The organism is Celeribacter baekdonensis (assembly GCF_900102315.1).
GTDB lineage: Bacteria > Pseudomonadota > Alphaproteobacteria > Rhodobacterales > Rhodobacteraceae > Celeribacter > Celeribacter baekdonensis.
The window spans coordinates 204,654-227,022 of record NZ_FNBL01000006.1 but is presented as its reverse complement, the minus strand read 5'-3'; the positions used below and the strand labels follow the sequence as shown (position 1 = coordinate 227,022).

Sequence of the window (22,369 nt, the reverse complement as noted above, 5' to 3'; positions counted from 1 at the left end):
TCGTCGGACGAGAGGGACTGTCCGGCCGCGAATGGCCCTTTCGCGAGAATTCATGTTTCAGAGACGCCGTCAAGGACACGGCAGGGAGTTTGCACTATGACAACCGGACGCGTGAACCCGGCTTTCACACTTGACGACCAAGGCATCACAGGGCTTGGCCATGTCTATTACAACCTTCTTGAGCCTGCGCTCATCGAAGAAGCCCTGAAACGCGAAGAAGGTACGCTTGGCAAAGGCGGCACTTTCCTTGTGACCACAGGCAAACACACTGGCCGGTCCCCAAAAGACAAATTCGTTGTGCGCACCCCCTCCGTGGAAGACACGATCTGGTGGGAAAACAACCAGCCGATGGACCCGGCCAAATTTGATGTTCTTTACGCCGATATGCTTGAGCATATGAAAGGCAAAGATTTTTTCGTTGAAGACCTTTATGGCGGCGCCGATGCGGCCCACCGTCTTGACGTGCGCATGGTCACTGAGTTGGCGTGGCACGGTTTGTTTATCCGCACCATGTTGCGCCGTCCTGAGTTGAAAGAACTCGACGATTTCACCGCAGATTTCACCATCATCAATTGCCCGAGCTTCAAAGCCGACCCAGAGCGTCACGGCTGTCGTTCGGAAACCGTCGTTGCCCTGAACTTTGACAAAAAGATCATCCTGATCGGCAACACCGAATATGCGGGCGAGAACAAAAAAGGCGTATTCACGCTTTTGAACTACATCTTGCCGGGCAAAGGCGTGATGGCGATGCATTGCTCCGCCAACCACGCGCCGAACAATCCGGTCGACACCGCGATCTTCTTTGGTCTGTCGGGCACCGGCAAAACCACGCTTTCCGCCGATCCGTCGCGCGTCCTTATTGGCGATGACGAACATGGCTGGTCCGAGCGCGGCACCTTTAACTTTGAAGGCGGTTGTTACGCGAAAACGATCAATCTCTCGGCCGAAGCCGAGCCTGAGATCTACGCGACCACGACCAAGTTCGGCACTGTCATCGAAAACATGGTCTATGACGCGCACACCAAAGAGCTCGATTTCGAAGACAACAGCCTGACCGACAACATGCGCTGTGCTTACCCGTTGGAATATATCTCCAACGCGTCGCCGACCTCGCTCGGGGGTCATCCGAAAAACATCATCATGCTGACCTGTGACGCTTACGGCATCTTGCCGCCGATCGCGCGTCTCACCCCGGCACAGGCGATGTATCACTTCCTCTCCGGCTTCACCTCGAAGACACCGGGCACCGAAGTGGGCGTGACCGAACCGATCCCGACCTTTTCCACCTGTTTCGGCGCACCGTTCATGCCGCGTCGCCCGGAAGCCTATGGCAACCTGTTGCGCGAAAAGATCGCGAAACATGGCGCGACCTGTTGGTTGGTTAACACCGGCTGGACCGGTGGCGCCTTTGGCACTGGCTCGCGTATGCCGATCAAAGCCACGCGCAACCTGTTGCACTCCGCGCTAGAAGGCACCTTGGCCGAGGTCGAATTCCGCAAGGACGAGAACTTTGGCTTTGAAGTTCCTGTGTCCGTTCCGGGCGTGGCGGACGTTCTTTTGGACCCGCGCCGCACCTGGGCCGACAAAGACGCCTTTGATGCACAGGCTGAGAAGCTGGTCAAAATGTTCTCCGCGAACTTTGAACAGTACCTGCCCTACATTGACGAAGATGTGAAAGCGGCAGCCATCGGCTAAGCCCCTTCTCTTTATCTTTGAGTACAGCGCCCCAAGCCTTATGGTTTGGGGCGTTTTCTTTTCGCTGCTGTCACTCGGATTTTACCCAGAGCTGAGATAAGGCGATATGCGCCCTTTGCTCCTACTTGCACTGTGTATGTTCGCTTTGACCCCTCTGCCCTTATGGGCGGATGATCAGGGCCAGACGCAATTTACCGATCATTGCGCTGCCTGTCATGGCCTACATGCGCTTGGGGGCAACGGACCGGACATTCAGGGGTCGACCCTGAACGATGTCGTGATCGCCACCCGTGGGATGGATCAAATGCCGGAGATTGACTTGAGCGAGGCGGAGCAGCAGGCCATTGCCACCTACCTCATGTCACTTGCGCCCGAGATCGCCGCGCAAAAACTGCGGTTTGAAGCCCAGATCACCCGTTAAAACAGAGTGTTAAAAAAGCCCGCGTCGAACCAAATTGGCCCCGGCCACAAGCAACACAAACAAGGTCGCGCGTTTGAATTTCTTTTGATCCAAACGGTCTTGTACCTGATGGCCAATCACCATCCCCAACAGCGCCGGAAACAACAGCGCGAAGGACAGCGGCAGCGTTTGCGCGTTAAGCACACCCGAGTGCAGATGCGCCATAAACAGCATCAAAGCCCCCGCGCCAAAGATCACGCCGGTGATTTTGATCTGCATTTTTTTCGGCGTGTCTACCGCCGTCAAATAGGCCACCGTCAGCGGCCCCCAAATCCCCGCAACCCCGCCGATCACACCCGAAACCGCACCAAGACCAAGATCGTAAAAGCCACGATGATGGTCCGGGATATGCAGCGCCCGCCCAATCAAAAGGTAGCTCGCCAAGACGATCACAATGATCCCAAGCGTCAAAAACACCACCGATTGTGGCAAGATCACGACAAGCTGCGCCGACAGGAGGATCATCACCAAAAGCGCTGCGATATAGAGTTTATAGACCTTCGCCGCCTGCACCGCCTCGGCCACGCCGCCACGCAGCGATTGCCAAATATTGGACACCACGGTCGACAGGATCAGCCCCGCCAATGCCATTTCCGGCGACAGGAATGACCCAAGCCCCGAAATCATGATCATCGGCATGGCAAAACCCGTTGCACCTTTGACGAAACCGGCGAGCAGGGCAATGGCGAGGGAAACCGCCATTTGCGGGAGGGTGAGCAGGGAGAAGAGCGCGTTGAAATCCATGGGTTTGTCATAGGGCCTGTGATCCCCGTGTGACCAGAGAATTCGCGCCCACCCGATGCAGCCAGTCCAAAACTTTCTCAGGGCCACAGGCAAATTTAGCTTGCCCGCGACACTTTTGGTCCTAAATGCGATCCAATGCAAAATAATATTGCGCTGCAACTGCGAAGGGATTAGACAGTCCCATGACCCCGAGAAGGAGAGATTCCCATGGCCCTTGATCAACAGGAGATGACCATGTCGAACCCCATATTGCCCGATCTTCTGGCGTTGACCGGCGCTGCAGTGGCCCCCGCTGAGGCCCTTTTGGATCGCGCCCGCGCGTCGCTGCGCACCGCGTTTTTGGACGGAGATCGCATCTCCGGCACCAAACTTGAGGCCAACCAAACGGCGGCCCATGGCCTTGCGTGGCTTGCGACCTATGTCGAGGCGCTGCGTCAGATGCAAAAATGGGCCTTGGCCCTGACGGATGATGGTAAATTTGGCGAGATGGAACAGCTGATCCATCAGATCGCCTTTGGCGAATACCTCAATCAAATCTATGGCGGCATTCCGATGAACCAAGGCGAGGTCTGTCGTTTGGCCGATCTGGGTCTTGGCCTCGTACAGCCAAGCCATAAAGATGTCGTCAAACTCATGCTGGAGGGCAACACCGTTGCCGCGCGCTCCCGCCTTGTCGCTTTGATGCGCGACAATCAGGGCCACGCCACTTTTGGCGCCTCCGGCCTTGATGACGAGTTGGAAATGGTGCGCGAACAGTTCCGCCGCTTTGCCGACGAAAAAGTCGTGCCCTTCGCCCATGAATGGCACCTCAAAGACGAATTGATCCCGATGGAAATCATCGAAGAGTTGGCCGAACTTGGCGTGTTCGGCCTGACCATCCCCGAAGAATACGGCGGCTTTGGCTTCCCGAAAGCGGCAATGGTGGTGGTCTCCGAGGAACTGTCGCGTGGCTATATCGGCGTCGGCTCTTTGGGCACACGCTCCGAGATCGCGGCCGAATTGATCCTCAGCGGCGGCACCGAAGAGCAAAAGCAAAATTGGTTGCCAAAACTCTCCTCCGCCGAAATCCTGCCGACCGCCGTGTTCACCGAACCGAACACCGGTTCGGACCTCGGCTCCTTGCGCACCCGTGCGGTGAAAGAGGGCGAAACCTATACCGTCACCGGCAACAAAACCTGGATCACCCACGCCGCGCGCACCCATGTGATGACGCTCTTGGCGCGCACCGATCCGAACACCACGGATTACAAAGGCCTGTCGATGTTCTTGGCGGAGAAAACGCCGGGCACGGATGAGGCCCCTTTCCCGACCCCCGGTATGACCGGCGGCGAGATTGAGGTCTTGGGCTATCGCGGCATGAAGGAATACGAGCTGGCCTTTGACGGGTTCAAAGTGAAGGCCGAAAACCTGTTGGGCGGCGAAGAGGGCAAAGGCTTTAAACAGCTGATGGAGACCTTTGAGTCTGCCCGCATCCAAACCGCCGCGCGCGCCATTGGCGTGGCGCAAAATGCGCTCGAAGTTGGGATGCAATACGCCGAGGACCGCAAGCAATTTGGCAAGTCCCTGATCGAATTCCCCCGCGTCTCCGGCAAGCTGGCGATGATGGCGGTCGAGATCATGGTCGCGCGTCAGCTCACCTATTTCTCCGCTTGGGAAAAGGATCACGGGCATCGCTGTGACGTTGAAGCAGGCATGGCGAAACTCTTGGGTGCGCGTGTCGCTTGGGCCGCCGCCGACAATGCCTTGCAAATCCATGGTGGCAACGGCTTTGCGCTTGAGTATCAAATCTCACGCATCCTCTGTGACGCGCGCATTCTCAACATCTTTGAGGGTGCAGGGGAAATCCAAGCGCAAGTGATCGCACGAAGGCTCCTCGGCTGATGCTCTCGGAAAGTGTCCGGGGGACAGTTTCCTCCCCTGCACGGGGAAATTCAGGCTCAGGTGATCGCCCGTCGCATTTTGGGTTAACCCGCTGTTGAACCAGCTTTAAAAAGGCGGTGCCTCCTGCGCCGCCTTTTTGGCGATCCGGTCCAAAAACCGGTCGCGCGCGGCGGGCATCGGTCGATCAGACAGTTCCGCCGCGATCCGGGTCAGAAAATGCCCGGTGGTGGTCAACCCTTGCGCAATCTCCACGAAATCAAGCGAAGATTGCCCCAGCAAACATTGCGGCAACGGCAACATCCGATCCGCCCATTCCCCCGCTCCCGCGCGCGACACCGCACGACCGGATTTGGGCGAAACATAGATCAGATCCTCATGCGATCCGGTCACTGCACAGGCCGAGAGATCAAGGCCGAACCCCAGTTCTTCGAGCAGGGACACCTCCCAATGCAGATAGGCCAAAGGCCACATCGGGTCCGTGCCGAGACGGTCCAAAAGCTGCATACTGTCGACGTAAAGATAGCCATGCGCCTCGCGTTCCGGCAACACAAAGGCCAACATCGCGGTGACCGCATTGAGTGCTGCAAGCGCCAGAGGATCATCCATCACGGCGGCGGCACGTCCTTTGACGGGTTCAAAGGTGAATGCACCCAAATGATCCTCAAGCCGCGCTTTCCACGTCACGCTGACTTGCCCACCGGGTTGCAGATGCGGTGTCATTTTGCGCGAGATGCCACCGCGCACGACCCCGGCATGGCGGCCATGGTTTTCGGTGAACACCTCAACGATCACGGAGGTTTCGCCATGCTTGCGCACCGCCAAAACCGCCCCTTCATCGCGCCATTCAATCATGCGCGCGCCCCTGCTTCTTTTTGGCAAAAATACTCATGGAACCCTGCCCCGCAACACGCCCCGCGTCAATCAGACAGGTTCAATCGCTTAGGCCCAATCGCTTAAACCGGGTTCATCCAAAAGCGTGCGTCCCAGACGGTCCTCAACCTCGATGATCCAAAGATCGGGGTCAAAACTGCGTTGTTTCATCAACGCCGCATCGACATCGCGCTCGTCCCCCTCGGACAGGACCGCCCAATCGCGGCGGTCCTCCATCAGGTTAAATTCGCGCTGAAACGCTTTGGCTTTGCCATCCAGCGTGTTGAGCTTGATCATCACGGCCCCTGCGGTCAGGTCGCCCTTTTTCACCACAAACACCGGAATGTCGGCCAAGCGCAACCGCGTCAAATAGGCCGAAACCCAGACATCTGCGGTCAGCCGCGCCATCAGTTTCCGTCTTTGAAATCAAGACCCATCTCGCCGTAGCGTTCGGCCTCTTCCAACCAGTTCGGGCGCACTTTGACCTGCAAAAACAGGTGCACAGGCCGACCCAAAAACTCGGCCAACTCTTCCCGCGACGCGCGTGAAATCCGTTTGATCGTCTCGCCCCGGTGGCCCAAAATAATGCCCTTGTGACCATCGCGGGACACATAGACGATCTGATCGACACGCGCCGATCCGTCTTTGCGCTCTTCCCAGGCTTCGGTCTCGACCGTGAGCTGGTAGGGCAATTCCTGGTGCAGATTCAGCGTCAGCTTTTCGCGGGTAATTTCCGCCGCGATCATCCGCATTGGCAGATCGGCGATCTGATCTTCGGGGTATAGCCAAGGGCCGACGGGTAATTCTTTGGCCAACCATTTGCGCAGATCATCGACGCCACGGCCCTTTTCGGCAGAAATCATAAAGGTCTCCACAAAGGCACGGCGTTCGTTCAAAACCTTGGTCATATCCAATAGTTTTTCGACCGGCACCATGTCGATCTTATTGATCGCCAAAGCAATTTTGCGCGGCGGACCTTTGTATTGAGCGTCTTGTTCGTCAAGCGCTGTAAGGATCGCCTCGACGCCCTCGGTCAGGCCTCGATGAGCCTCGACCAGCAACACGACCACATCGGCGTCCGCGGCCCCACCCCATGCGGCGGTGACCATGGCGCGGTCCAAGCGGCGTTTGGGCTTGAATATGCCTGGCGTGTCGACGAAAACGATTTGGGCATCCCCCTCAATCGCCACGCCGCGAATGCGGGCACGGGTGGTTTGCACTTTGTGGGTGACGATGGACACTTTGGCCCCAACCATCCGGTTGAGAAGGGTCGATTTGCCGGCGTTCGGTTCGCCGATCAGAGCCACAAAGCCAGAACGTGTCTCAGCCATGTTATTTGGCCTCCAGTTTGGTCAAAAGCGCCTTGGCGACCGCTTGTTCGGCCTGACGTTTGGACGTTGCCTCGGATTGCGCCGTCTCACCGCTTTCCAGTGTCACTTCGATGGTGAACACGGGCGCATGATCGGGGCCTTTGCGAGAAATTTCGGTATATTTTGGCGGCTTCTGGCCCCGCGCTTGGGCCCATTCCTGCAGCGCGGTTTTGGCGTCGCGGGCATCATGTTCAACCATGTCGATCCGCGTACTCCACAGCCGTCGCACAAGCGTCTTGGCCGCGGCAAACCCACCATCACGATAGACGGCGGCAATCACGGCTTCCATCGCATCGGCCAAAAGCGCCTCTTTGCGGCGTCCGCCAGACATCATCTCGGACCGGCCCAGTTTGAGCACAGCCCCAAGATCAATCTCGCGCGCCACATCGGCACAGGTTTCTTTGCGCACCAGCGCGTTGAAACGCGGTGCAAGTTGACCTTCGGACGCTTTGCGGTCGACCTCAAACAGCGCCTCCGCCATCACCAGCCCAAGCACCCGGTCGCCTAAGAATTCAAGCCGTTGGTTGTCGGGGCGGGTGGCCGAAGAAATCGAACTGTGGGTCACGGCACGCATCAAAAGCTCGGGCTGAGAAAACTCATAGCCGAGGCGCTGTTGAAACGCTTGGAGTTCGGTCGAAATCTTCACTGAAGCCCCTTAAAGAAACGATCTTTGCGCCATGTCCAGAAATACACAAGGTGTTTGCCCGCGGATGAAAAGATCACCCGATCCACTCGACCGAGCAGATATTCCGCAGGCACAAAACCCACCCCCGATGGCTGTGCAATCCGGCTGTCGACGGAGTTGTCGCGGTTGTCACCCATAAAGAAATACTGACCTTCTGGAACCGTGTAGACATTGGTGTTGTCCACGCCCGTAACGGCGGCATTGAGCACCGAATGCTGACGCCCGCCGGGCAGAGTTTCGATGAATTTCTCTTTGACGCAGTCGCCGCCAAGCCCCGGCGCCGGGTTGGCACAGCGCGGCGGATTGCCTGCGGCACCTTGCGGCTCAAAGGTCTCGACAAACACGCCATCGGGCGTTTGTACAGCCTCTTCGCCATTGATAAAGACCACACCGTCTTTCAGTTGAACCTGATCGCCGGGCAGGCCGATCAGACGTTTGACATAGGTGACATGTTTGGTCGGGTGTTCAAACACCACAATATCGCCACGCTCCGGTTCGGTGAACAGGATGCGCCCGGACACCGGGCACATAAAGGCCATCGGGCAGGACCATTTCGAATAGCCATAGCTCATTTTATTGACGAACAAGAAATCGCCGATCAGCAACGTGTCTTTCATCGAACTTGAGGGGATGAAAAACGGCTGGAAAAAGAAAGTCCGAAAAATCCCCGCGATCAAAAGGGCGTAGACGATGGTTTTGATGGTTTCGACCACACTGTCTTTGGTGCTGCTCATCTGAATTCAGGTCCTTTGGGGGCGTTGGCGGAGATTTGGATACCGGTCCCCGGCTACATGGAAGGCGGCGCGATTGGAGTCAAGGCAAAGCCCCGTGAAACCCCCGCAATGAGTGGGTTTTCGCGGCTTTTGCGACGCTCACAGCGCGGTCGGGCGCGCCTCGATCACCACAAAGGCCTGCGCCCAAGGGTGATCGTCGGTCAGCGTGACGTGGATGATCGCCTCATGCCCCGGCGGGGTCATCGCCTCAAGCCGCTCTTTGGCCCATCCAGTGACCTCCATCACCGGCTGCCCGGAGGCGAGATTTTTGACCGCCATGTCTTTCCACGAAATTCCCATGGCAAGCCCCGTCCCCAAGGCTTTGGAACAGGCTTCTTTGGCGGCCCAGCGTTTGGCATAGGTGCCCGCAACATCGCGCCGACGTTCGGCTTTTCGTTGCTCCGTTTCGGTGAACACACGGTTTTTAAACCGATCACCAAAGCGCGCCAACGTGCCGGAAATACGGTCAATATTGGCAAGGTCGGTGCCAATCCCAAGGATCATTTCGGGGCCTCAAACAACGTGGCGATCTCACCCGTGGCCTGATTCAGCGCAAAACTCAGCCGGCCCATTTTGACCGGGCCATCCTCGGGATCATACAGGCGGGCGGGCATCATGAACAAAAGCCCCGTTGAAGGCTCATAATCGGCCTCAAGGGCAGCAAAATCTATTGCTTCAAACCCGGAGCCTGCCGCATCCGCGGAAATGATCCGGCACTGCCGCCCACCGACCTCGTCAAAGGGCGGCGACAGAACCAAAACGTGAAAAGCGGCAGCGGCGGGTTCAATCGTATCCAAAAGCGCCAGCCGCACCGCGCCATTGGCAAAGGTCCGGGCGTTTTCATCCCAAGGTTCAACCACAGAGGCAGCTGAGGCGCGCCAGTCACAGGGCGTGGCCTCCTGTGCCTGCGCCATGAGCGGCAAGGTTGCGATGAAAAGCGCAAAGAACTCTCGAATGCCCGTCATGTCACACCACTTTCGCTGTCAAAACTTTGAGGGCGGCAAAGCCGAAAAGAGCCGCAAACGCCCCCTCAAACACACGATGAAGGCGCAAATAGCCCCGCGCGATGAAGCGGGTCGAAAACGCAAAGGCCATCGTGGACATGACCGTGAATGACACCGCCAGACAGGATGCGCCGACTTGCAAAAGCGCGATGGGTTCTGCGCCTTCGGGGATCACGACCGCGAACAACGCGCCCCAAAACAGGATCGCTTTCGGGTTCATGACGTGGATGGTCAGACCTTTGAGAAAGGACACGCGCAGCGGCTCGTTGACGGCGCGGACCTTGGCCTCACCCTTTGCCATCGCGGCCCGCGCCGATTTGACTGCGAGGACCAAAAGATACCCGGCCCCAATATAGCGCAGCGCGTCGAGCACCCAGGCATGGGTCATCATCGCAGCGCCAAGGCCAAAGCCCGCAAGAAGGGCCCAAAACACCGAGCCGCACCAAACGCCGGTGGACACGGCAAATCCATTGGCGCGCCCGCCGCCCATGGCGGCCCCGACGATGGCCAAAATCGCCGGACCCGGAGAGCCAACGGCAATCGCCCAGCCCAGCAAAATCGGCCAGAGGTCAGACAACGGGATCACGCAGATGCCTCAGCACGCGCCGCATCCATCAGCCGCCGCATCTCGGCAATCGCCGGTTTGATGCCGCGAAAAATCGCCTCACCGATGAGGAAATGGCCGATGTTGAGCTCTACGATTTGCGGCATGGCGGCAATCGGCGCGACGGTGTCATAGGTTAGGCCATGGCCCGCATGGACTTCCAGACCCAAATCCGCCGCAAACGCGGCCATCTCGGCGAGGCGTTTCAGTTCCTCGTCACGCGCCGCAAAATCGCCCTCTGCATGGAAATCGCAATAGGCCCCGGTGTGCAGTTCGACCACGGCGGCCCCGATCCGATGCGCGGCCTCGATTTGGCGTTTGTCCGCCGCGATAAAGATTGACACGCGACAGCCCGCGTCCCGCAAGGGTGCGATGAAATGGGCCAATTTGTTCTCTTCGCGCGCAACTTCAAGCCCGCCTTCGGTGGTCCGTTCTTCGCGCTTTTCGGGCACGATACAGACTGCATGGGGTTTGTGGTGGAGCGCAATGGCTTGCATCTCATCTGTCGCGGCCATTTCGAAATTCAGCGGCACAGAGAGCGCGGCGACAAGGCGGTCAATGTCATCGTCGGTGATATGACGGCGATCTTCGCGCAGATGCGCCGTGATCCCGTCCGCCCCCGCCTCTTCGGCCAATTTAGCCGCTCGGATCGGGTCCGGGTAAGCCGAGCCACGCGCATTGCGCACGGTGGCCACATGGTCGATGTTCATCCCAAGACGCAGCACGCTTGTCGCAGTCATATTCAGTGTCCTTGACGGTTTATTCGGTTTGCGGCTGACAATACCGCGCCTGTGTCGAAAGAAAACCGCGAATTCTTGATCAGACCGATCACATCCTGTTCACACCTGATTTGGCGGACCCTTTTTGGCGGCGGCTTTTTTGCGACGGAGTTCCTCAAGCTTGGCTTTCAAGCGCCCGCGGCGGCTTTTCTGATACGCGGCAATCATCGGCAAAGTGACGTAATAGGCCGCCAAACCCGCGACGATCCCCGGCAAAATCCCCCCGACCAGATAGGGCAGAAAAATCTCGTGAAAGAACCGAATGAGCGCGTCCCAATTGGTGTCGTGTTCGGTGAACAGCGCCAGAAAGTTTTGCCAGAAATCATCAGCAGCATCAAAGAATTTGCCAACCAATGAGCGCTCCGCCTCGTGATCAAACCGCGTGCCCAAAATGAAATGTCCCATTTTCATCGAGATCACGCCAATCGGAACATAGGTCAACGGATTGCCGACAAAGGTGGCAAGCAAGGCGGCAATCACATTGCCACGGGTGAGTTTGGCAATGGCGTAGGCAATGAAAAAGTGAAATCCGAACAAAGGGGTGAACACGGTAAACACGCCCGCAAACACCCCACGCGCGATTTTATGCGGCGTGTCTGGCAGGCGGTGAAGACGGTGTTGAAGATAGCGCGCAGCGCGGGACCAACCGCCTTTCGGCCAGATCGCCTGCGACAGCCATTTCAATGGCGTCAGTTTTTCCCGGCGCTTGAAGACCACATTATCCCCCGTGGATCTCGTGTTTTAGGGCTTTCTGGTCAAATCCCTGTATCGCCGAACGCGCGCAACGTCGCTTTCGGCCTCAAGTGCAAGCATAACAGCATGAAGATGTTCTACATCTCGCAGATCGACATCTACAATCAAACGGTAAAAGTCCGGTTTGCGATCAACAAATTGCAAATCAGAGATATTGGCCTTTTGTTCGGCGATTAAGGTACAAATTCTGCCCAAAACGCCAGTGTCATTCGAAATCGTGATGTCGAGTGACACCGTGTGTTCGGCGGCATGAGGGCCGGCGTGCCATTGCAAATCCACCCAACGCCCGGTTTCCGCCTCAAGTTCCTCAAGAGCCGGACAATCAATCGCGTGGATCACCACGCCCTTGCCGCGATAGGTGATGCCAACGATGCGCTCGCCGGGCACCGGTTGGCAGCATCGTGCACGATTGTAGCTTTCGCCCTCGGACAAACCCAGAACCGCGCGTTTGGAATCAATCGCCCCGCTGGTGCGCACCAATTCGGGGTAGACCGCGCGGACCACATCGGAGGCGGCCAATTCGGCCGAGCCCAGCCGCGCCAATAGTTCTTGGGCGCTCACCAGAGACATTTGTTTGGCCGCCGTCGCCAATGCCTTTTCCGAGGATTTTTTGCCGACATGATCAAAAGCGACGCGCGCCAATTCCCGGCCCAGTTTGATAAACCGTTCGCGGTCCTCTTCACGCAGGGATTTACGGATCGCGGCCTTGGCGCGTCCGGTCACAACGATGTCGATCCACGTCGCTTGCGGGCGCTGCCCTTCGGCAGTGAGAATTTCGACCGACTGGCCGTTTTTCAACCGGGTCCAAAGCGGCACACGGATGCCGTCCACCTTGGCGCCAACACAGCTGTTCCCAATCCGGGTGTGGATCGCATAGGCATAATCCAAAGGCGTCGCGCCTTTCGGCAAGGACACGACCTCGCCTTTCGGTGTAAAGGTGAACACCTTGTCCGAATACATTTCGAGTTTGACGTGTTCGAGAAACTCGGAGTGATCTTCAGCGTTTTCAAACCGTTCGGTGAGCTGCGCCAGCCATTTGGCCGGATCGACCGCAAACGGGTTTTTGGCGCGCACACCGTCGCGATAGGACCAATGCGCCGCCACGCCAGACTCAGCCACTTCGTGCATTTGCCGGGTGCGAATTTGCACCTCGACCCTCTTGCCATCGCGACCCGACACGGTGGTGTGGATCGACCGATAGCCGTTGGATTTCGGCTGCGAGATATAGTCTTTGAACCGGGTCGGCACAGCGCGCCACCGTTGGTGGATCACCCCCAAAACACGGTAGCAATCGCCCTCTGAGCGAGTGATGACGCGAAAGCCGTAAATGTCTGACAGACGGGAGAAACTTTGTTGTTTCTCCTCCATTTTGCGCCAGATCGAATAGGGTTTTTTGGCGCGGCCAAACACATCCGCCTCAATGCCCTCTTTTTCAAGTTCGGCACGAATGTCGTTGGTGATCTTATGGATCACATCGCCGGTCTCGCGCTGCAACGTGATAAAGCGGCGGATGATCGAATTGCGCGCCTCCGGGTTGATCACGCGAAAGCTGAGATCTTCCAACTCTTCGCGCATCCATTGCATCCCCATCCGACCGGCAAGCGGCGCAAAGATGTCCATGGTTTCGCGCGCTTTTTGCAGCTGCTTTTCCGGGCGCATGGACTTGATCGTGCGCATGTTGTGCAGGCGGTCGGCGAGTTTGACCAAGATGACGCGCAGGTCTTTCGACATCGCCATAAACAGTTTGCGAAAGTTTTCCGCCTGTTTGGTCTCGGAACTCGACAGTTGCAGGTTGGTGAGTTTCGTCACCCCATCGACCAGTTCGGCCACATCGGTGCCGAATTTGCGCTCGACCTCGCTGTAGGTCGATTTCGTGTCCTCGATCGTGTCATGCAACAGGGCGGTGATGATGGTGGCATCATCAAGCGCCTGTTCGGTCAGGATCGCGGCAACGGCAACGGGATGGGTAAAATACGGCTCGCCCGAGCGGCGAAACTGCCCCTCATGCATCTCCCGCCCGTAGGCATAAGCCTCGCGGATGAGATCGGCGTTTGTCTTTGGGTTGTAGTTGCGGACCAGGGCGATCAGGTCTTCGACGTCGATCATTTCGGTCCGCAAACTCCTTTGAGGGGCGCCATGGCGCCCTTAGTTTTGGCCCTGAGCTTCCATCAAGGCGCGCAGGAGTTTCTCTTCGGACATGTCGTCTTCGACCGGCTTGTCCTGTTCTTGGCCCATGAGCAGAGCCATTTGATCGTCTTCCGGCTCGTCGACCTCGATCTGGGTCTGTTGGCTTTCGATCATCCGCTCGCGCAGCGCGTCGGCGGACTGAGTTTCCTCAGCAATCTCACGCAAAGCCACAACCGGATTTTTGTCGTTGTCACGATCCACGGTCAGTGCAGAACCCGCCGCAACCTCACGCGCACGGTGAGCCGCAAGCATCACAAGCTCGAAACGGTTCGGGACTTTGTCGACGCAATCTTCAACTGTGACGCGGGCCATGTGGATCTCCAATCGTTGGACGGATGGGGTACAAAGGCCCTATTTAGGCGCAAGGCGTCCCATTGGCAAGCGCCCTCTCCCCTTAATTCACGGGGATTTCAAGACCAGATTGCGCTTTTATCTCGGATTTATCCACATCGGGCAGGGCATCACACATCTCTTGTACAGTTTTGCCGATCAACGGATGGGTCCAATCTGGTGCCAGATCGGCAAAGGGAATCAGCATGAACGCCCGATCCTGAATGCGCGGATGTGGCAGGATCAACGTATCAGGCGCTTGCGTGGTCTGCGCGCTCATCGGCAAATCCATCCAGGCCTGAACAGATTTTGCATTGGGGCGCACTTCGCCCTCCATCGCCATCAGATCAAGATCAATCGACCGCCCCGCCCACCGCGTTTTGCGCACCCGACCATGCCGGGCCTCTACCTGATGCAGCAAAGCCAAAAGCGCCTCAGGCGTCAGCGCTGTTTCGACTTCAATCGCAAAATTGATATAAGAGGGGCCGGCCCCAACAGGGAAACACGACGTCTCAAAGACACGACTCGCCCTCCTGACAGTCACGCCCATATCGCGCAGATCCTGCACCGCAACAGACAGCGTTTCGGCCGGCTCCCCGGTTTTCGAGGGCAAATTGGCACCAAATGCAACCCATGCGCGCATTTTCGCGCATTTTTCATCAACACCTCGCGACACGGACGCCTCCACCCTATATTTTTAGACAAGTTCATATTTGATGCGTTTCGTACTACTGACTGCGCCAGAAAGCCACGAACACTTGGTCACCCATTCGGGACGGCCCAACAAAAAACAACCCAAAAGGACCTTTTGATGTTTTACAAAGATGAACGGCTTGCCTTGTTCATCGATGGATCGAACCTCTATGCGGCCGCCAAGTCGCTGGGTTTCGATATCGATTACAAACTTCTCCGACAGGAATTCATGCGCCGCGGCAAACTTCTGCGTGCGTTTTATTACACCGCTCTGCTCGAAAACGATGAATATTCTCCGATCCGCCCGCTGGTCGATTGGCTGAATTACAACGGCTTCACGATGGTGACCAAACCTGCCAAGGAATTCACTGATTCCATGGGCCGTCGTAAGATCAAGGGCAATATGGACATCGAATTGACCGTTGATGCCATGGAGCTTGCGCCCCGGATTGATCACATTGTGATTTTCTCCGGCGATGGCGATTTCCGCCCGCTGGTCGAAAGCCTGCAACGCCAAGGCGTGCGCGTCTCCGTGGTCTCGACCATTCGCTCGCAACCGCCGATGATTGCCGACGAACTGCGCCGTCAGGCCGACAATTTCATCGAACTCGAAGAGCTGCGCAATGTGATCGGTCGCCCGGCACGCGAGCCGCGCGAAGACGGTGCCTTCGACGAATAAGCCCGCTGATTACAACGTCACACGGATCATGGCCCGGACAGATGTTCGGGCCATTTTTGTTGAGACGATTGGCATCGACGCATCCCGAAACATTGCACCCGCCCCCATTTCGCCCTACCTCTTGTGACAACAGGAGCGCGCCATGACCAAACCCACTTTGACCCTTTACCTTGCCGCCCCCCGCGGCTTTTGCGCCGGTGTAGATCGCGCCATCAAGATCGTTGAACTGGCGATTGAAAAATGGGGTGCGCCCGTCTATGTGCGCCACGAGATCGTTCACAACAAATTCGTCGTGGATAGCCTGCGCGACAAAGGAGCCGTGTTTGTCGAAGAGTTGGACGATTGCCCCGATGATCGCCCAGTGATTTTTTCGGCCCATGGTGTGCCGAAAGCCGTGCCCGCCGAGGCCGCCAAACGCGAGATGGTCTATGTCGATGCCACCTGTCCGCTGGTGTCCAAAGTGCATATCGAGGCCGAGCGTCATTTCGAGGCCGGGCTTCAAATGGTGATGATCGGCCACGCCGGTCACCCGGAAACCATCGGCACCATGGGGCAATTGCCCGTGGGCGAGGTGCTTTTGGTCGAAACGCCGGGAGATGTCGCCGGGCTTTCTGTGCGTGATCCTGAAAAACTGGCCTTTATCACCCAGACCACATTGTCGGTCGATGACACTGTGGATGTGATCGCCGCCCTGCGCGCGCGGTTTCCGAACATCATCGGCCCGCACAAAGAAGACATCTGCTACGCCACAACCAACCGGCAAGCGGCGGTCAAAGCCATCTCATCACATATCGACGCTCTTTTGGTCATTGGCGCGCCCAATAGTTCAAATAGCAAACGTTTGGTCGAAGTTGGCTCGGCCAATGGCTGTGCCTATTCTCAACTTGTCCAACGCGCCACCGACATTGATTGGCGCGCCTTGACGGGTATCCAATCCGTCGGCATCACCGCCGGTGCCTCCGCCCCGGAGCTTTTGGTCAATGAGGTGATCGACGCTTTCAAATCCCGCTATGATGTCACCGTCGAATTGGTCGAAACCGCACAGGAAAACGTCGAATTCAAAGTGCCGCGCGTGTTGCGAGAACTGGCATGATCCACGAACGACGCGCCCGCGCAATTGCCCTTGCCCCGGCGTTGACCAAGACGTAACGCGTCACCTTAAACTTCACGAAAAGGAACAACATGCCCGAAATTCACGCTTGGACCGATGGCGCATGCTCTGGAAACCCCGGCCCCGGTGGTTGGGGCGTGGTGATGCGGGCGATGGACGGGGAGACGATCGTTAAGGAACGTGAGCTTAAAGGCGGCGAGCCCGATACGACCAACAACCGGATGGAGCTTTTGGCGGCGATCAATGCGCTCGAAACCCTGACCCGCCCCACCGACATCACCATCACCACGGACAGCGCCTATGTCAAAAACGGCGTAACGGGTTGGATTCATGGTTGGAAACGCAACGGTTGGAAAACCGCAAACAAAAAGCCGGTGAAAAACGTCGATCTGTGGCAGCGCATTGATGCGGCGCAACACACACACAACGTGACGTGGAAATGGATCAAAGGCCACGCCGGACACGCCGAAAATGAACAGGCCGACGAGCTTGCCCGCGCCGGGATGGCCCCGTTTAAGAAAGCCGCAAAATGAGCGTGCTCTCCGCACTCGATTATACTGCGGTGATCGTCTTTGCGATTTCCGGCGCTTTGGCCGCCTCACGCGCCCAGCTCGACATCGTCGGTTTTGCCTTTGTCGCCTGTTTGACGGCGGTCGGCGGCGGCACGATCCGCGATGTGTTGCTCAATCGCGATGCGGTGTTTTGGATCTCCGATCCCGCGTACATCCTGATTGCCACGCTGATCGCCACCGTGGTGTTTTTCACCGCGCATCTGTTTGAAAGCCGTTTGAAAGCGCTGATGTGGGCTGATGCGATTGCCCTTGGCGTCGCCGTGGCGGCAGGGGCAGGGGTGGCGCTCAAACTGGGACAACCGCCAGTGATCATTGCGCTGATGGGCGTGGCCACCGGGTGTTTTGGCGGCTTGATGCGCGATGTGGTCTGTAACGAAGTCCCGTTGGTTTTGACCCAAGGCGAGCTTTACGCCTCGGCGGCTTTGGCTGGTGCGGTCGCGATGATCATCACATCTTATTTGGATTTTACGCCAATTTATTCTTATATTTCATGTGCTGTTTTGACATTCAGCCTGCGCGCCGGAAGCCTGATTTTTGGCTGGTCCCTGCCCGTCTATAAATCGCGTCCACCGCGGTCTTAAAGCGCCCCGCCATAAACCCGTGATTCAGGTTTATGGCGGAACGCTTTAGGCCTTGATGTACCACGTTGCCGCAATGCCGATGCAACAGACGACAAACCATCCGCCGGGGCGAAACATCAGCCAAAGACAGAGGCCAAACAACAGCCGTACCACCATCCCCGGAAGTGCCAAAAGCCCAAACATGCAACTCTCCTAACGGCGCTTGCGCCAATGGGTCGGCACAATGATCAGTGCGCCGAGCGAGGAGACGATGGCATTCACGCCGGGCGGGTTTAACCCGATGCCAAACATCAGTTTGAGGAAATAGGCCAAAAACGCGCCACCAATACAGATGATGATCGAGGGCAGGTAGCCGTTATTGGTAAATCCCGTTTTTTCAACGGCATAGCCAACGATCCCGGCGATAAACACTGTGCCGATCAAAACTGGAAACATCGGGTGACCTCACACAAAATGGCTGCCTTTTGGGACATCCATCCCCTTTAGAATGTCGCTGACAGCCATAGCACGTTTTCCCTCGCGCTGCGCGGTGAGAATTTCGACACTGCCGTCACCGCAGGCAATGGTAAACGTGCCCATCACCTCACCGGGTTGGCCCGCTCCATCGGCCAGACGCGAGGAAAGAAATTTGATCCGCTCGCCTTGGTAGTCCGCCCAAGCGCCGGGAAAGGGCGACAGCCCGCGAATTTGGCGGTCAATCTCGGTGGCCGGACGAGTCCAGTCAATTTTAGCCTCGGATTTGTCGATCTTTTTGGCGTAGGTCACGCCCTCTTCGGGCTGTGACACCGCGATTAAATTCGGTAAATCAGCAAGCGTATCAACGATGGCCTTAGCACCCATTTCCGAAAGCCGATCATGCAAACTCGCCGTGGTATCCTCCGCCGAGATCAACGTTTCACGGCGCAACAACACAGGGCCGGTGTCGAGACCCGCCTCCATCTGCATGATGCAAACGCCAGTCTCATCATCGCCGTCCAAAATTGCGCGGTGGATCGGCGCGGCCCCGCGCCACCGCGGCAGTAGCGAGGCGTGAATGTTCAAACAGCCCTGTTCCGGTGCATCCAAAATGCTCTGCGGCAACAAAAGCCCATAGGCCACGACCACGGCAATATCGGCATCGAGCGCGGCAAATTCGGCGACATCTTCGGAGGTCTTGAAATTGACCGGATGGCGCACGGGCAGACCCATCGCTTCGGCGCACGCCTGAACCGGCGTAGGCCGATCCTTTTTGCCCCGCCCCGCCGGGCGCGGCGGCTGGCAATAGACGCACGCAATCTCATGACCTGCGTCCACCAGAGCCTCAAGCACGGGCACCGAAAACTCCGGCGACCCCATAAAGATCACCCTCATGTCATCGCCCCCGCTTTTTTCGCCTTTTTCAAAAACATCTGACGTTTCACAGGCTTGAGATGGTCGAAATACATTTTGCCGTTCAGATGGTCGATCTGATGCTGCACCGAGGTGGCCCAAAGATGCACGAAATCGCGCTCCTCGATCTCTCCCGCCTCATTGAGAAACTGCACCGTCACCGCGCGCGGGCGTGTGATGACCGCCGACATACCCGGCAGGTTGGGCGAGGCCTCTTCGTGGTCACGCGGCTGCACCGAGGCGTGGAGCACTTTGGGGTTGGCCATGCGCACGGCCTTGCCGCGCTCGTCCGAACAATCGACCACGGCGAGTTGCATCATCACCCCGATTTGCGGTCCGGCAAGCCCGTATCCCGGCATCGCATCCATGGTCTCAATCATGTCGTCCCAGATCGCGCGGATCTCGTCGGTGATCTCCGTCACAGGTGGCACCACCGTTTTCAGGCGCTTGTCGGGATAGGGAATAAACGGGCGCTGGGTCATAGATATGCGGCCTCCAAATGGGCGCGGGCTTTGGCATCGAGACGATCAAAATGCACACGGCCATTGAGGTGATCGAATTCGTGTTGGGCGATGCGGGCCTCTGCCCCGTCCATCTCGCGGACATGTGTCTCGCCGTCCAAATCCATCCAACGGATCGTGATTCGAGTGGGTCGGGTCACGGGCGCTTCCACACCGGGAATGGACAGGCAGACCTCATCCATTTCGACGCGATCATCAGAGTGGGACAGGATTTCGGGATTGATCATCACGAGGGGCGATTTGACCCCCTCTTTCCACGTCGCATCCATGACAAACAACCGCAGCATCGCGCCGACTTGCGGTCCCGCCAAACCGCGTCCCGGAGCGGCATACATGGTGTCAAACATATCCGCGACCAGCTTGCGAATCGTGTCCGTGATCTGATCCACCGGGGCACAGAGCGTACTCAGCCGCGCATCCGGCCAAAGCAAAATCTCCAAAACGGCCATCAGGCCCGCGTCCGATCACGTTTGAGTTTTTGCATTTTGCGGGTGATCATCTGGCGTTTGAGCGGCTTGAGATAATCAATGAACAAAATGCCGTCGAGGTGGTCGATTTCATGCTGAACACAGGTGGCCCACAGCGCATCGAATTCCTCTTCATGCGCCTTGCCTTCGACATCAAGCCAACTCACCCGCACGCTTTTCGGCCGTTCCACATCGGCATATTGACCGGGGATCGACAGGCAGCCCTCTTCGTAGACGTTCTTTTCCTCGCTCGACCAGGTCACCGCCGGGTTCACCAAGACCATCGGTTCCGGCGTGCCATTGGCCTCCTTGGCGCAATCCATCACCAACATGCGTTTGGTCAAACCAACCTGCGGCGCGGCAAGGCCAATACCCGGCGCCTCATACATGGTCTGTAACATATCGTCGGCAAACCGGGCCAAGTCGCGGTCGAACTCGGTCACAGGGTCACAGACCTTTTTCAGGCGCGGGTCGGGGTGGATGAGGATCGGTTTCAGGGTCATGAATATGCATTTAGTCAAACCGCGCCGCCCGCGCAACTCCCCGCCATCAAAGAGCGCAACGCCCTTGATCAAGAATTGTGGTTTCCCTTCCCCTCTTGTGCTGATTACCCTGAACGCAACAGATCAGGAGCCCCCATGACCCAGCCATTTTTTGACGACGTGATCCCCCGTTTTGGCACCCATTGTTCGAAATGGGACATGATGGAGCCGCTCTACGGTGTGCCGAAAGAAGACGGGATTGCGATGTGGGTGGCCGACATGGATTTCCGCCCGCCCGTCTGTGTACAAAAGGCGGTAGAAAAAATGGCCGCCCATGGCATTTACGGCTATTTCGGTGATGACAGCGACTACCGGGCCGCCATTGGATGGTGGATGAAAAACCGCCATGGCTGGGACATTGAGCCCAATTGGATTTTTACCACTCATGGTTTGGTCAATGGCACCGGGCTTTGCGTTGATACCTTCACCCAACCCGGCGATGGTGTGGTCTTGATGACGCCTGTGTATCACGCCTTTGCCCGCGTGATCAAAGCCGCCGGGCGCGAGGTTGTTGAATGTGAATTGGCGCTGAATGATGGCCGCTATACCCTCGATTTCGACGCTTGGGATGCGCAGATGACGGGTCGCGAGACCATGTTGGTGTTGTGCTCACCGCACAATCCGGGCGGTCGTGTTTGGACCCGCGCCGAGTTGGAAGGCGTCGCAGAGTTTTGCAAACGCCATGATTTGATCCTTGTCTCAGACGAGATTCACCACGATCTGGTGATGCCCGGCCAGACGCATACGCCGATGGCCTTGATCAACGGGATTTCGGATCGTTTGGTGATGATGACGGCGACGACCAAGACGTTTAACATCGCGGGCACGCATTCGGGTAATGTGATCATCCCCGATCCCGCCTTGCGCGCGCGCTTTGCGGCTCGGATGGGTGCCTTGGGTATTTCACCCAACTCCTTTGGTTTGGAAATGGCCACCGCCGCCTATTCGCCCGAAGGGGCGGCGTGGGTTGACGCGCTGGTGGAGTATTTGGACGGCAACCGTGCAATATTCGATGCGGCCCTCGCCGCGATCCCCGGCCTGACCTCGATGCCACTCGAAGCAACCTATCTGGCTTGGGTGGATTTTTCCGGCACCGGCATGAGCCGCGAAGAGTTCACCGCGCGGGTCGAAAAATCCGCCCGCATTGCGCCAAACCATGGTCCGACCTTTGGCAAAGGCGGTGAAACCTTTCTACGCTTCAATTTGGCCACGCCGCGCAGCATTGTCGAAACCGCCTGTACCCGTTTGACCGAGGCCTTCAGCGATCTTCAGTGAAAGATCGGCAAAAGCGCGACCGGGGCGTCATCGGCTCGGTCGTAATCCAAAGGCGGCTTGTCGGTTGCAAGTGTCGCGCGTTTAAAATCAAAACTCATCTCTTGACCGTCTTCCTGCGCGGCCACGATCAGTGCCTGATAGAGATACTTTGAGCCGTCATACACATCCACAAGCCCCCGCAAATGCGTGGAATTTTCACGATCCAGCGCAAACCCCGTCTCCCAAGACCGCAGGATGGGATAGGTCATATCCCCCACGCGCACGCGCAAACGAGAGCGGCGTTTCAGCTTGGCCTTACGTGCCTGTTCTAAGCCTTCACGGACTTCTTTGGGCAGAAAATCAGACATCTCAAATCTCCCGAGCGGTTCACCGGTTGAGTGATAGTCTAAAGATGGACCTAGATTGGTTTCGGTCAAGTTAACCGT

The 22,369-nt window shown here is 57.4% G+C and carries 29 protein-coding genes; 8 read left to right on the top strand and 21 right to left on the bottom strand.

The genetic code is table 11. The features are described from left to right. Positions 1-96 precede the first annotated feature (96 nt). Together BLT54_RS12330 and BLT54_RS12325 are read left to right on the top strand one after the other, a co-directional pair. Entirely contained in the window at positions 97-1,695 is a 1,599-nt protein-coding gene (locus BLT54_RS12330) for a phosphoenolpyruvate carboxykinase (protein WP_074645410.1), read from the top strand. A 136-nt stretch (positions 1,696-1,831) separates the two neighbouring features. Further along, positions 1,832-2,116 (top strand): c-type cytochrome, encoded by a 285-nt coding sequence (locus BLT54_RS12325; protein WP_074645408.1) that lies wholly within the window; start codon positions 1,832-1,834, stop codon positions 2,114-2,116. Positions 2,117-2,125: 9 nt separating this feature from the next. Here BLT54_RS12325 and BLT54_RS12320 read toward each other — a convergent pair whose 3' ends face one another. Continuing rightward, a complete protein-coding gene (locus BLT54_RS12320; RefSeq protein WP_074645406.1) occupies positions 2,126-2,899 on the bottom strand; it encodes a sulfite exporter TauE/SafE family protein in 774 nt (257 codons plus the stop codon). Positions 2,900-3,106: 207 nt separating this feature from the next. Here BLT54_RS12320 and BLT54_RS12315 point away from each other — a divergent pair, with 207 nt between their 5' ends. Next, the gene (locus BLT54_RS12315; RefSeq protein ID WP_074645404.1) at positions 3,107-4,780 is read left to right on the top strand and encodes an acyl-CoA dehydrogenase family protein; all 1,674 of its coding nucleotides are present in this window, start codon (positions 3,107-3,109) and stop codon (positions 4,778-4,780) included. A 105-nt stretch (positions 4,781-4,885) separates the two neighbouring features. Here the strand turns inward: BLT54_RS12315 and recO are convergent, their stop codons facing one another. The 13 genes from recO to folK all read right to left on the bottom strand — a co-directional run bounded on the left by recO (position 4,886) and on the right by folK (position 14,778). After that, entirely contained in the window at positions 4,886-5,632 is a 747-nt protein-coding gene (gene recO, locus BLT54_RS12310; RefSeq protein WP_074645402.1) for a DNA repair protein RecO, read from the bottom strand. Positions 5,633-5,719: 87 nt separating this feature from the next. Further along, positions 5,720-6,058: a DUF1491 family protein gene (locus BLT54_RS12305; protein WP_074645400.1), complete on the bottom strand. Its 339-nt coding sequence runs from the start codon at positions 6,056-6,058 to the stop codon at positions 5,720-5,722. Further along, entirely contained in the window at positions 6,058-6,981 is a 924-nt protein-coding gene (gene era, locus BLT54_RS12300; protein WP_074645398.1) for a GTPase Era, read from the bottom strand. The genes BLT54_RS12305 and era overlap by 1 nt, the downstream gene beginning before the upstream one ends. Position 6,982: 1 nt before the next feature. After that, positions 6,983-7,666 carry a ribonuclease III gene (gene rnc / locus BLT54_RS12295; RefSeq protein WP_074645396.1) on the bottom strand — a complete coding sequence of 228 codons (684 nt, stop codon included), beginning with the start codon at positions 7,664-7,666 and terminating at the stop codon, positions 6,983-6,985. Beyond that, positions 7,663-8,439 carry a signal peptidase I gene (gene lepB / locus BLT54_RS12290; protein WP_074645394.1) on the bottom strand — a complete coding sequence of 259 codons (777 nt, stop codon included), beginning with the start codon at positions 8,437-8,439 and terminating at the stop codon, positions 7,663-7,665. Before lepB ends, rnc begins: the two co-directional genes overlap by 4 nt. Positions 8,440-8,577: 138 nt before the next feature. Next, positions 8,578-8,982 carry a holo-ACP synthase gene (acpS, locus tag BLT54_RS12285; protein WP_074645392.1) on the bottom strand — a complete coding sequence of 135 codons (405 nt, stop codon included), beginning with the start codon at positions 8,980-8,982 and terminating at the stop codon, positions 8,578-8,580. Continuing rightward, complete coding sequence (locus tag BLT54_RS12280; RefSeq protein WP_074645390.1) at positions 8,979-9,443, bottom strand: hypothetical protein; 465 nt, start codon at positions 9,441-9,443, stop codon at positions 8,979-8,981. Before BLT54_RS12280 ends, acpS begins: the two co-directional genes overlap by 4 nt. Position 9,444: 1 nt before the next feature. After that, a complete protein-coding gene (locus tag BLT54_RS12275) occupies positions 9,445-10,068 on the bottom strand; it encodes a LysE family translocator (RefSeq protein WP_083351800.1) in 624 nt (207 codons plus the stop codon). Then, positions 10,065-10,826 (bottom strand): pyridoxine 5'-phosphate synthase, encoded by a 762-nt coding sequence (locus BLT54_RS12270; RefSeq protein WP_074645388.1) that lies wholly within the window; start codon positions 10,824-10,826, stop codon positions 10,065-10,067. Before BLT54_RS12270 ends, BLT54_RS12275 begins: the two co-directional genes overlap by 4 nt. A 99-nt stretch (positions 10,827-10,925) precedes the next feature. Then, positions 10,926-11,582 carry a DUF2062 domain-containing protein gene (locus tag BLT54_RS12265; protein WP_074645386.1) on the bottom strand — a complete coding sequence of 219 codons (657 nt, stop codon included), beginning with the start codon at positions 11,580-11,582 and terminating at the stop codon, positions 10,926-10,928. A 24-nt stretch (positions 11,583-11,606) separates the two neighbouring features. Beyond that, complete coding sequence (locus BLT54_RS12260) at positions 11,607-13,724, bottom strand: RelA/SpoT family protein (RefSeq protein WP_074645384.1); 2,118 nt, start codon at positions 13,722-13,724, stop codon at positions 11,607-11,609. A gap of 39 nt (positions 13,725-13,763) precedes the next feature. Beyond that, entirely contained in the window at positions 13,764-14,117 is a 354-nt protein-coding gene (rpoZ, locus tag BLT54_RS12255) for a DNA-directed RNA polymerase subunit omega (RefSeq protein WP_009569925.1), read from the bottom strand. Between the two features lie 82 nt (positions 14,118-14,199). Beyond that, positions 14,200-14,778, bottom strand: coding sequence for a 2-amino-4-hydroxy-6-hydroxymethyldihydropteridine diphosphokinase (gene folK, locus BLT54_RS12250; protein WP_074645382.1), 579 nt, complete (start codon positions 14,776-14,778; stop codon positions 14,200-14,202). Between the two features lie 168 nt (positions 14,779-14,946). On the opposite strand from folK, the gene BLT54_RS12245 reads away from it, so the two are divergent. The 4 genes from BLT54_RS12245 (at position 14,947) to BLT54_RS12230 (ending at position 17,771) form a co-directional block, all read left to right on the top strand. After that, on the top strand, positions 14,947-15,507 hold the full coding sequence (locus BLT54_RS12245) for a LabA-like NYN domain-containing protein (protein ID WP_074645380.1): 561 nt from the start codon (positions 14,947-14,949) through the stop codon (positions 15,505-15,507). 142 nt (positions 15,508-15,649) lie between these two features. Continuing rightward, entirely contained in the window at positions 15,650-16,600 is a 951-nt protein-coding gene (ispH, locus tag BLT54_RS12240) for a 4-hydroxy-3-methylbut-2-enyl diphosphate reductase (RefSeq protein ID WP_074645378.1), read from the top strand. Positions 16,601-16,689: 89 nt separating this feature from the next. Continuing rightward, positions 16,690-17,151 (top strand): ribonuclease HI, encoded by a 462-nt coding sequence (gene rnhA, locus BLT54_RS12235; protein WP_074645376.1) that lies wholly within the window; start codon positions 16,690-16,692, stop codon positions 17,149-17,151. Then, a complete protein-coding gene (locus tag BLT54_RS12230) occupies positions 17,148-17,771 on the top strand; it encodes a trimeric intracellular cation channel family protein (protein WP_074645374.1) in 624 nt (207 codons plus the stop codon). Before rnhA ends, BLT54_RS12230 begins: the two co-directional genes overlap by 4 nt. A 45-nt stretch (positions 17,772-17,816) precedes the next feature. On the opposite strand, the gene BLT54_RS22565 is transcribed toward BLT54_RS12230, so the two are convergent. Genes BLT54_RS22565 through def (BLT54_RS12205) form a run of 6 tightly spaced genes read right to left on the bottom strand, consistent with a single transcriptional unit; the run spans position 17,817 to position 20,630 of the window. Further along, complete coding sequence (locus BLT54_RS22565) at positions 17,817-17,954, bottom strand: hypothetical protein (RefSeq protein WP_176832880.1); 138 nt, start codon at positions 17,952-17,954, stop codon at positions 17,817-17,819. Between the two features lie 9 nt (positions 17,955-17,963). Continuing rightward, a complete protein-coding gene (locus tag BLT54_RS12225) occupies positions 17,964-18,206 on the bottom strand; it encodes a hypothetical protein (protein ID WP_074645372.1) in 243 nt (80 codons plus the stop codon). Positions 18,207-18,215: 9 nt separating this feature from the next. Then, on the bottom strand, positions 18,216-19,121 hold the full coding sequence (fmt, locus tag BLT54_RS12220) for a methionyl-tRNA formyltransferase (protein WP_074645370.1): 906 nt from the start codon (positions 19,119-19,121) through the stop codon (positions 18,216-18,218). Further along, on the bottom strand, positions 19,118-19,621 hold the full coding sequence (gene def / locus BLT54_RS12215) for a peptide deformylase (protein ID WP_074645368.1): 504 nt from the start codon (positions 19,619-19,621) through the stop codon (positions 19,118-19,120). The genes fmt and def (BLT54_RS12215) overlap by 4 nt, the downstream gene beginning before the upstream one ends. Further along, complete coding sequence (def, locus tag BLT54_RS12210) at positions 19,618-20,109, bottom strand: peptide deformylase (protein WP_074645366.1); 492 nt, start codon at positions 20,107-20,109, stop codon at positions 19,618-19,620. Before def (BLT54_RS12210) ends, def (BLT54_RS12215) begins: the two co-directional genes overlap by 4 nt. Continuing rightward, complete coding sequence (def, locus tag BLT54_RS12205; RefSeq protein WP_074645463.1) at positions 20,109-20,630, bottom strand: peptide deformylase; 522 nt, start codon at positions 20,628-20,630, stop codon at positions 20,109-20,111. The genes def (BLT54_RS12210) and def (BLT54_RS12205) overlap by 1 nt, the downstream gene beginning before the upstream one ends. A gap of 135 nt (positions 20,631-20,765) precedes the next feature. On the opposite strand from def (BLT54_RS12205), the gene BLT54_RS12200 reads away from it, so the two are divergent. Further along, complete coding sequence (locus BLT54_RS12200; protein ID WP_074645364.1) at positions 20,766-21,944, top strand: MalY/PatB family protein; 1,179 nt, start codon at positions 20,766-20,768, stop codon at positions 21,942-21,944. Here the strand turns inward: BLT54_RS12200 and BLT54_RS12195 are convergent. After that, positions 21,938-22,291, bottom strand: a complete 354-nt coding sequence (locus tag BLT54_RS12195) for a hypothetical protein (RefSeq protein WP_074645362.1) — start codon at positions 22,289-22,291, stop codon at positions 21,938-21,940. The two genes, BLT54_RS12200 and BLT54_RS12195, sit on opposite strands and share 7 nt — an antisense overlap. Positions 22,292-22,369: the final 78 nt, after the last annotated feature.